9 protein-coding genes are annotated in these 8,163 nt (G+C 47.3%); 3 read left to right on the top strand and 6 right to left on the bottom strand.

Translation table 11 applies throughout. The features are described from left to right. Positions 1 to 82: 82 nt before the first annotated feature. The 4 genes from WBA89_RS16585 to pilM form a co-directional block, all read right to left on the bottom strand. Positions 83 to 292, bottom strand: coding sequence for a hypothetical protein (locus WBA89_RS16585; RefSeq protein WP_424408282.1), 210 nt, complete (start codon positions 290 to 292; stop codon positions 83 to 85). A gap of 350 nt (positions 293 to 642) precedes the next feature. Continuing rightward, positions 643 to 1,443: a pilus assembly protein PilO gene (locus WBA89_RS16580; RefSeq protein ID WP_424408281.1), complete on the bottom strand. Its 801-nt coding sequence runs from the start codon at positions 1,441 to 1,443 to the stop codon at positions 643 to 645. Continuing rightward, the gene (locus WBA89_RS16575) at positions 1,440 to 2,354 is read right to left on the bottom strand and encodes a PilN domain-containing protein (protein ID WP_424408280.1); all 915 of its coding nucleotides are present in this window, start codon (positions 2,352 to 2,354) and stop codon (positions 1,440 to 1,442) included. Before WBA89_RS16575 ends, WBA89_RS16580 begins: the two co-directional genes overlap by 4 nt. A gap of 282 nt (positions 2,355 to 2,636) precedes the next feature. Next, positions 2,637 to 3,731 (bottom strand): type IV pilus assembly protein PilM, encoded by a 1,095-nt coding sequence (gene pilM / locus WBA89_RS16570; protein ID WP_424408279.1) that lies wholly within the window; start codon positions 3,729 to 3,731, stop codon positions 2,637 to 2,639. 163 nt (positions 3,732 to 3,894) lie between these two features. Here pilM and WBA89_RS16565 point away from each other — a divergent pair, with 163 nt between their 5' ends. Then, positions 3,895 to 4,179 (top strand): hypothetical protein, encoded by a 285-nt coding sequence (locus WBA89_RS16565; protein WP_424408278.1) that lies wholly within the window; start codon positions 3,895 to 3,897, stop codon positions 4,177 to 4,179. A gap of 34 nt (positions 4,180 to 4,213) precedes the next feature. Here WBA89_RS16565 and WBA89_RS16560 read toward each other — a convergent pair whose 3' ends face one another. Then, positions 4,214 to 4,501, bottom strand: a complete 288-nt coding sequence (locus WBA89_RS16560; protein WP_424408276.1) for a hypothetical protein — start codon at positions 4,499 to 4,501, stop codon at positions 4,214 to 4,216. On the opposite strand from WBA89_RS16560, the gene WBA89_RS16555 reads away from it, so the two are divergent. Next, entirely contained in the window at positions 4,500 to 5,651 is a 1,152-nt protein-coding gene (locus WBA89_RS16555; RefSeq protein ID WP_424408274.1) for an ABC transporter substrate-binding protein, read from the top strand. The genes WBA89_RS16560 and WBA89_RS16555 overlap by 2 nt on opposite strands. A 938-nt stretch (positions 5,652 to 6,589) precedes the next feature. Here the strand turns inward: WBA89_RS16555 and WBA89_RS16550 are convergent. Beyond that, positions 6,590 to 7,054 (bottom strand): COP23 domain-containing protein, encoded by a 465-nt coding sequence (locus tag WBA89_RS16550; protein WP_424408272.1) that lies wholly within the window; start codon positions 7,052 to 7,054, stop codon positions 6,590 to 6,592. A gap of 359 nt (positions 7,055 to 7,413) precedes the next feature. Between WBA89_RS16550 and WBA89_RS16545 the strand changes: the two genes are divergently transcribed. Continuing rightward, on the top strand, positions 7,414 to 7,911 hold the full coding sequence (locus WBA89_RS16545) for an HNH endonuclease (RefSeq protein ID WP_194063381.1): 498 nt from the start codon (positions 7,414 to 7,416) through the stop codon (positions 7,909 to 7,911). Positions 7,912 to 8,163 lie beyond the last annotated feature (252 nt).

Genomic DNA, 8,163 nt, shown 5'->3' with positions numbered 1-8,163 from the left:
CCGGGCCTTGCGCGATCAGAACTCCAGCAACGCTGCTTAAGAGTCCTCCACTTAACCGTAGATGCTGTCTCACGTTCATTCCTCAACTACACTTTGTGAACTGTTGGCTGTTGGCTGTTGACTGTTGGCTGTTGAGAGTTGGCTGTTGGCTGTTGGCTGTTGGCTGTTGGCTGTTGAGAGTTGGCTGTTGGCTGTTGGCTGTTGGCTGTTGGCTGTTGAGAGTTGACGGGCGGGTCGAAAAACTGAATGGTTGAGTGTTAACTGCTGACTCGATTTTATGATTTCGATACAACCGGAAACTATCTGAAATATGCAACAGTTCGAGTCTTTTTGAATGAAAAAGTTATCCAGATTTAAGCAGTAATTCTAATTGTTAGATAGCTGCAGAAAAAACTTTTTTTCTAGCCCTCATATTTTTTTGAATTCTACCTTCAATCTTCACTTCTCCACCTTGTGCCGGGAGCCTCCCAGTTGTGCTTTAACGTTGTGCGACCTTTCCCTAACAGCGATTGTTGAAAAAGCTTGCCAGCTCTCGCCCGCCCAAAAAACGCTTCGATAAAAATGAGATGCTCCCCTTTTGCCTTCTACCTTCTGCTCAAACAGCGACCTTATAACAATCAGCTAATCTCCCCAAAAATACTGCTATTTAGCAGCAGGACTCGGAGCCGGAGTTGGCGGTTTTTCTTCTTCTTTTAACGGCAGCAGTGCGTGCAAGTCAAAAGCCGTTTTAATTTTTGTTTGCGGCTGCTCCACTGGGACTATTTTCCCTTTCAAAAAGTCGATTTCTATCGCCTGATTTGATGCTAGCAATTCAGACTTCAAATTCCTCACTACCAACAGCGACTGCATCAACTCCAAGTTACGCATAAAATTGCGGGTTTGAGCGAAATTGCCTTCAAACTCTACCTTATATTTTTTGCGTCTGAGCTTGCCTGCCAGGGACGGCCCGAAGGACGTGTCGTTAAGAATATCAGGGTCTGGAGCTCCGGGTGCAGCGGTTGCTGTAGCAGGTGGCATATCCGGCTCAAATTTGGTAATTTTAGCCTTGAGGTCTTCTCCTTGCACGCCAGCGTTGATTTTATTAACCAGTTGGCTCATGTCGAGCAGCAGCGTGTTGGCGCTCGCATCGCTGGCAAACATTGCCGTCACCTGGGCGCGGCGCTGTTTTGCTTCTTCTTGCTTGGCTTCTGCTTCTGCCTTTTTTTGAATTTGAGCTTGCAATTGCAATTGCGTTTGCTTGCTTTCGGTAATTTTTTGGTTTAGTTCGCTGCCTTTTTGGAATTCTGGCAGGACGAACTGGTAGCCGAGATAGCCGGCAACTCCCAGGCCGAGAACCGCGATGGCTATGGCTTGGACTTGGGGTGTCAGCTTAATGCCGAATATTTCCTGACCCCCTGTCTCTTCTTGTGCGCCGCTGGGAATAAACTCATTTGATACTGTCATGGTTGTTTCACTTCTCCTTTTTGTGGTTCTAGCATTCCTCTTTCTTGAAGTGTTTCTATCCGTATTGCTAGTCCGTCTGCTTGCTTGTTCCGCAGTTCGGGGAGCAACTCGGAGGCTCCTGTCGGGCTGAGTGTCGTTTCAATTTTATATTCCACCACCGGTCGCAGTTTGGGAAGTTCTGCTGCTGATGCGCTTGGGTTTCGCACTTGTAATTGTGTGGGGTTGTTTTTTAATGTGGCCGCTACCAGTTTGGTATCGGTGTTGAGGAAGAAAGGAGAGCGCTGGATGAGCAGCATAAAGTCGTTAACTTGAGCAAAGGTACTGGCTATCCCAGAAATTTGTACTTTTGCAGCCTGCGGCGGGGCGACAGGAGTGGGAGCAGCCACCGGGGTGGGGCTGGCTGGGGACGGACTCGCCCCCGGAGACGGACTCGCCCCAGGGGAGGCTGCTGGGGTTGCTGCCGGCGGTGGGGGGGGTGCTACGGGGGAGGGGCTGGGGTCGATTTGCTCGATTTTGGCAATTTGCACTCCCGCCGGAGTGCGGACACTCAGGTCTTGCAGCATCGCCGACCAAGGTTTAATTTGGTCGAATACTCCGGCTAATGCTTGGTATTCGGCGGTAATTTTGTTGGTTTCGGCGTTGATGGCTTTGATGGTGCTGGCTTGAGTGTTTAACTTTGCCAGTTCTTGGTCGAGGGTTGCTTGTTCTGCGGCCAAGCTGGCATTTTGGTTGGTCGCCCACCACCAGGCGCCCATGACTGCGGCGTTGATGCCGAAGGCAAACAGCAGCGCCCCAATTAGGGGCAGTTGGTCTCTGCCTTGGCCGGAACGTCTTTTAGCTGAGCTTTTGGCTGCTATGACTGGTTTGTAGTCCGGGCGGTCGTTGAGAAAATTAATATCTAGGCTGTACATGGCTTCACTCGATTTTAGATTTTAATTTGAAATTTTAGATTTTAGACAGGACTGCAGATTGCGGGTACAACTGAAGGGTTTATTTAGGGAAGAAAGAAACTATTTTTGGCTTTTTTTCCGAAGAAAGCGGCTGCTTCTATTCTCTCTGATATTCTGCCTTTTACGTTCTACCTTCTACGTCTAATATTCTACCTTCTGCATCAGGTGTGTTCTGAAGAAAGGAAGGGGCTTTTTCCTAAAATTCTCAAATCGGTTTTTCTACTATTATCTAAAACTTTTAGGTTACAGCACCTCCCTCAGTCCTAAACCTAGGGCGACTCCTAAGCCTGCTCGCTGTTCTGGGGTAATTTCTTCGCTGATTTCGAGTCCTAGGGTTTCGATGGGATCGACTTGAGATGCGGGCAAGCTTAATCTTTGCATAAAGAATTCGTCGAGTTTGCCGATCGCAGCTCCGGGCCCCGCTAACAGCAGTTGCGCTACTTCGAGTTCTTCGCTCTGGTTGAGGTAAAAGTCTACTGAGCGGCGCAGTTCGTCTGCTAGTTCTCCCAATACTTTGATCATGGCATTTGTGCCGGGATTGGCGTCTCCCGATGCGCCCATTGTATCTGTTACTGGCAGGGTCATGCCTTGCAGTTCGGTGGTGTCTCTGGTGGGGGGCAGGTTCATGGCTTGGTTGAGGGCGGTCTGGATTTGGTAGGTGCCGATCGGGATGGTACGGTTAAATTGCGGTATGCCGTCCACTACTATAGCTAACTCGGTACTGTCAAATTCTATGTCGGTCAAGACGGCGGCTTCTTGGGAGGAAAATTGTTGCAGTTGGTCTTTGAGGGTGCGGATCAGGGCAAAGCTGGTTACTTCTAGCACGTCTATAGTTAGTCCGGCTTCTTTGAAGGTTTCGATGTATGTGTCGGTAACTTCTCTGCGGGTTGCTACTAACACGACTTGCACTTTTTCTACGCCGTCGTCATCTACAAATAAGCCGATTTTTTGATAGTCTACGTCGGCGTCTTCTCTGGGAAACGGCAAGTACAGCCCTGCTTCTGCGTTCATGTAATCCCGCAGTTCTTCTTCGTTGAGTTCTGCTGGAACTGGAATTAGCCTGATGACGGCTTCGCGGCCGGGAATGGCTGTGGCTACTCGCTTGGCTTTGATTTTGTTTTCGGCGAGGATGGCACGTATTAGTTCTGCCATTCCGGGCGGATCGACTATTTGCCCTTCTTGTATTATGTCTTCTGGTACTTCTATGGAGGCGAGGATGCCTAGTTTTAATGCCTGAGCTTTCTTTTCGAGCTGAATGATGTTGATGCGATCTGGGGCTATTTCGATCCCGATTCCTGGCTGGCGTTGGGAAAGTAGACCTTTGAAAAAGTTAACCATGTGATTGGGTCGCCGGTAGTTGCTATTTTTGATGTTGCAGTTGGCCAGCCTGATTCAGCCGTTGGCTGCTTGAGGGTGATACCATTTTCGATTTTCGATCTTGAATGACCCATCGGCCAGCGGGTTTGGATTGCGGGCCGGCGACTTGCATTCTGTTTGAGAGATGGTATTAGTTCCCCGCGCGCCTGCTGTAATCTCGGTGTTGGCAGTGCTGCTGTTGGCTGTGCAGCGCTGCTGTGTCTTTGTCGCGCGATCGCTAGTTCCGATTTTATGCTATCCAATTTACTTGACAATAGCTATTCTGCGGCGAATGTCAACAAATTTCAGCTCGATCGACCCAAAAATCATAAATTCTGCCGAAAAACCCAATTTGTTAGAACTTACGCACGAACGGTCAGAAACCGGGTTTTTGGCGAGAATACTTGAAACTCGCCCACAGATTCGGTAAAAAACCCGGTTTCTTTGGTAAAAGTGCATCTCGGTCAGAAACCGGGTTTTTGGCGAGAATACTTGAGACTCGCCCACAGATTCGGTAAAAACCCGGTTTCTTTGGTAAAAGTCTCGCAGTCTCTCGCACTTGCCTTTGGCGATCGCTTTTTTTGTCTGACAGTTCCCAACACTCTCAAATTTAATTCTATGAAACGTAAATCTTGGCAACTGTTTGCTATTTTTGGTCTGGTGGGGCTGCTGCTGGCTGCTGCTGTCAGTTGTAGCAAACCGGCCGTTAATTCCTCGGCCAAGAATTCGGCAGAAATCGAGTTCTGGACCATGCAGCTTCAACCTCAGTTTACCGATTATTTCAACAAGACGATCGCCGATTTTGAGAAGGAAAATCCGGCGGTGAAGGTGCGCTGGGTGGATGTCCCTTGGTCGGCGATGGAAAGTAAGATTTTGGGGGCGGTGGCGGCGAAAACTGCCCCGGATGTGGTGAACCTGAATCCTGATTTTGCTTCGCTGCTGGCGGGGCGCAATGCTTGGCTGGATTTGGACTCTCGGATTTCGGAACAAGTTCGATCGACCTATCTGCCGAATATCTGGAAAGCTAGCGTACTCGACGGCAAGACTTTTGGCATTCCTTGGTATCTCACAACCGGGGTAACTATTTACAATACGGATTTGTTTAAAAAAGCTGGAATTGCCAAGCCTCCGGCTACCTATGCTGAGTTGGCAACTGTTGCGAAACAGGTGAAGGAGAAGACTGGTAAATTTGCTTTTTTTGCGACTTTTGTACCGGAAGATTCGGCGGAGGTTTTGCAATCTTTTGTGCAGATGGGCGTGCCTTTGGTTGACGCTAAAGGTAAGGCTGCTTTTAATACTGATAAGGGGAAGGCTGTTTTTCAGTATTGGGTGGATTTGTACAATGCTGGACTTTTGCCGCAGGATGTTTTGGTGCAGGGCCACCGCAGGGCGATCGAGCTTTATCAAGCTGGAGAAACTGCTTTGTTGGGTTCCGGGCCACAGTTTTTAAAGGCGATCGCTGACAATGCTCCGACTGTCGGTGCTGTCTCGGCTGCTGCGCCTCAAATTACCGGGGAAACCGGCAAGAAAACTGTGGCGGTGATGAATTTGGTTGTACCTCGCGACAGCAAGCGCCCCGACGATGCTGTCAAGTTTGCTTTGTTTCTGACTAATTCTCAAAATCAGTTAGCTTTTGCGAAAGCTGCTAATGTTTTGCCTTCTACGGTTGAGGCTTTGCAGGACTCTTATTTTAAGAGTGTACCGGCTGATGCCGCTCCGAGCGATCGAGCTCGCATTGTCAGCGCTGCTGGCTTAGAAAAAGCTGAGCTGTTAATTCCCCCTCTCAAGGATGTTAAGAAGTTGCAAAAGGCGATTTATGACAATTTGCAGGCGGCGATGTTGGGGGAAAAATTTGTTGAACAAGCTGTGGCTGATGCTGCTGAAGCTTGGAATCAAAGGTAGTTTTTAATTGAAGCTGGGGCGGGATTGTTTTTAGCGATCGCCCTTGCTTTTTTTGTGGCTTAACGTATAAAATTTTGTTTTTTCGAGGGAGCGCGACCATTTTTTACAAGATATTGAGAATCCCATGCGGGACATTTGACAAGTTAAAAATCAAGACTGATTGAACAGGCAAATTATCACATATTTTACTGATTGTACCAACTAACCTTTATTTATTACTTGCAAAACGAACGGAAGGTAATATCGTTTCCGGTTGCATCGGAATAATAAAATCGAGTCGTACCGCCAACAGTCAACAGTCAACAGTCAACATCACCTGACGGTGTTACCGGAAATGATATAATGTGTTATTTGACGTACATGATTGTGTCGGCTCAAGCGATGAATTAACTCTCTTTCTTTAGATGAAGTATGATTTATTTTCCGCTCAATATCATGTAAAATTGTAATTAAGCTGTTGTCGCATTTAACTTGTATGTTAAAAAGCAATTCCTCCAATGAGTGGGGGGTTCCGCCCGCCTTGAATCTACAGCATATTCTATGTAGATGTAGAGAGCGAGAAACCGGGTTTCACAGAAGAGAATCAGCAATGCGAGAACTGTAAATAAACCAGGTTTTGGGGGTATGTTCATACACCTGGAATACGCTGTACAATTTAAATGCGCGACAGCTTAAGCTACAAAAATTGCCTCAAACAAACAATTTAGTAAACCGACAGATCGAATATTATAAATAATTACGCAAACTTGATATTACACTAATTAAACGGCGCTGGTGCGGGCGCGCATTACTGAAGAAAAGAACTGCCATCGAAATAATGATTTTTCGATGGCAGCGGATACGATTAATAACCAATGACTAATCACCAATGACTAATCACCAATGACTAATCACCAATGACCAATGACCAATGACCAATGACCAATGACTAATGACTATCAATTAACCTTAACGGGCGAAACACTTACATTAGGATTTTTGACTCTTCTGAGGAGTTCTTGTCGGGCTTGTTCGGAATTTTGCCCTTTTGGCACTTGATATAATAATCTACAGGAACCGTCTTGAGGATTAGCTGCACAAATAATTAGTTGACCGCTGGGGGATGCACCTGCTGTGACAATATTGTCCCAGCTTCCTTGGGGTTGCGAGTTGTTGAGAATTCCCGATACTCGGGTGCAGCGAGTAATTGCGTCTTCTCCCGATTCATTGAAATAGTTATCGGCTATCCACAGAATAACGGGAATATTTTTGCCTTGTTGGACAGCAATTGTGGCTGGGCGGCCGCCAGCAGCGCCGCAGAAGAATGATGGGGTTTGGGCAAAGGCGGGACTGTTTGCTAAAATCGGAGCAGCCAGGGCAATAATTGACGCGCTAAAAACTGACTTTAGGAGCCGAAATTTCATGAGCAGTAATAAGCTTTTTAATTTATGGTTACTAATACTGTAAAAAGTTAGAGTGTTTGTTGCCGGGAAGATTAGGCATTTAGGGAAAAAAATCAAATTTATTCTGCAAATTTTTGCCCGTTAGCGAAGCCCTCGGAGAGGATCGCGCATACTGGTCTCATCTAGGCCAAAACTCCCGGAAAAATGTTCGCCGACACCGAGGACAGAAAATAGGTGCAGCCACAAAGGGCGAAAGCGCGAAGCGATAGGGTAAAGGCGCGGTTTTTCACCGTTTTTTGTTGAGCCTTGCCAAGACCGAGCCCGCCCCAAGCTGGAATCTGTGTTAGCATCAGTAAAAATATTCTCTTTAATAATCAACAATGGGCAATGTTCTGGTGCTCAACGCCTCCTACGAACCGCTCAACATCACCAATTGGCGAAGGGCGGTAATTTTGTTGTTGAAAGGAAAAGCAGAACAGGTAGAACACAACGGGAAATTTATTGCGCCAAACTTCCCGCTACCAACTGTGATCCGACTGCGGCATTATGTCCGAGTTCCTTATAAGGATATTCCGCTCACTCGCCGGAACATCTTGCACCGGGACGCGCACTCTTGTCAATACTGCGGTTATAGCGGGGACGATTTGACGCTCGATCACGTGATTCCTCGATCGCGCGGAGGAGGCGACAGTTGGGAAAACCTCGTCACGGCTTGTATGCGCTGCAATGTCAATAAAGGCAGCCGCACCCCGAAAGAATCGGGAATGCTGCTGCGCTATCCGCCGAGGAAGCCTCACAGCGGTCTTTATTTTGAAGTGACTAAACACGTTAAGAGCGGTATGCACAAAGAATGGCAAAAATATGTAATCGGCCTTTAAAACCCCTGTCAGCGAAAGCGCGGGGGTTTTTTGCGGAAGCTGTGATTTGTCAGGACTGCGCCAAGATGCGATCGCCCGATGTTTTAGAGTTAAATAGTTAAATAGAGAATTTACGCTCTTAAATCGGGTTTCCGATCGGCAATATTGGGTTTGATATCATTTCCGGTAACACCGTCAGGTGATGTTGGCGGTACGACTGTTAACTGTTAACTGTTGATGGTTTGAACAATACCGATACAACCGAAAACGATA

It is taken from the genome of Microcoleus sp. (genome assembly GCF_049646505.1).
GTDB lineage: Bacteria > Cyanobacteriota > Cyanobacteriia > Cyanobacteriales > Microcoleaceae > Microcoleus.
This window is presented reverse-complemented; position numbering and strand designations above follow the sequence as displayed.

What these genes read in the sequence shown, in the direction of transcription:
- WBA89_RS16560 (WP_424408276.1), bottom strand. Translation starts at nt 4,501, where the DNA reads ATGGTCCAGAACTCGATTTCTGCCGAATTCTTGGCCGAGGAATTAACG.
- WBA89_RS16550 (WP_424408272.1), bottom strand. Translation starts at nt 7,054, where the DNA reads ATGAAATTTCGGCTCCTAAAGTCAGTTTTTAGCGCGTCAATTATTGCC.
- pilM (WP_424408279.1), bottom strand. Translation starts at nt 3,731, where the DNA reads ATGGTTAACTTTTTCAAAGGTCTACTTTCCCAACGCCAGCCAGGAATC.
- WBA89_RS16555 (WP_424408274.1), top strand. Translation starts at nt 4,500, where the DNA reads ATGCAGCTTCAACCTCAGTTTACCGATTATTTCAACAAGACGATCGCC.
- WBA89_RS16575 (WP_424408280.1), bottom strand. Translation starts at nt 2,354, where the DNA reads ATGTACAGCCTAGATATTAATTTTCTCAACGACCGCCCGGACTACAAA.
- WBA89_RS16565 (WP_424408278.1), top strand. Translation starts at nt 3,895, where the DNA reads ATGGTATTAGTTCCCCGCGCGCCTGCTGTAATCTCGGTGTTGGCAGTG.
- WBA89_RS16580 (WP_424408281.1), bottom strand. Translation starts at nt 1,443, where the DNA reads ATGACAGTATCAAATGAGTTTATTCCCAGCGGCGCACAAGAAGAGACA.
- WBA89_RS16545 (WP_194063381.1), top strand. Translation starts at nt 7,414, where the DNA reads ATGGGCAATGTTCTGGTGCTCAACGCCTCCTACGAACCGCTCAACATC.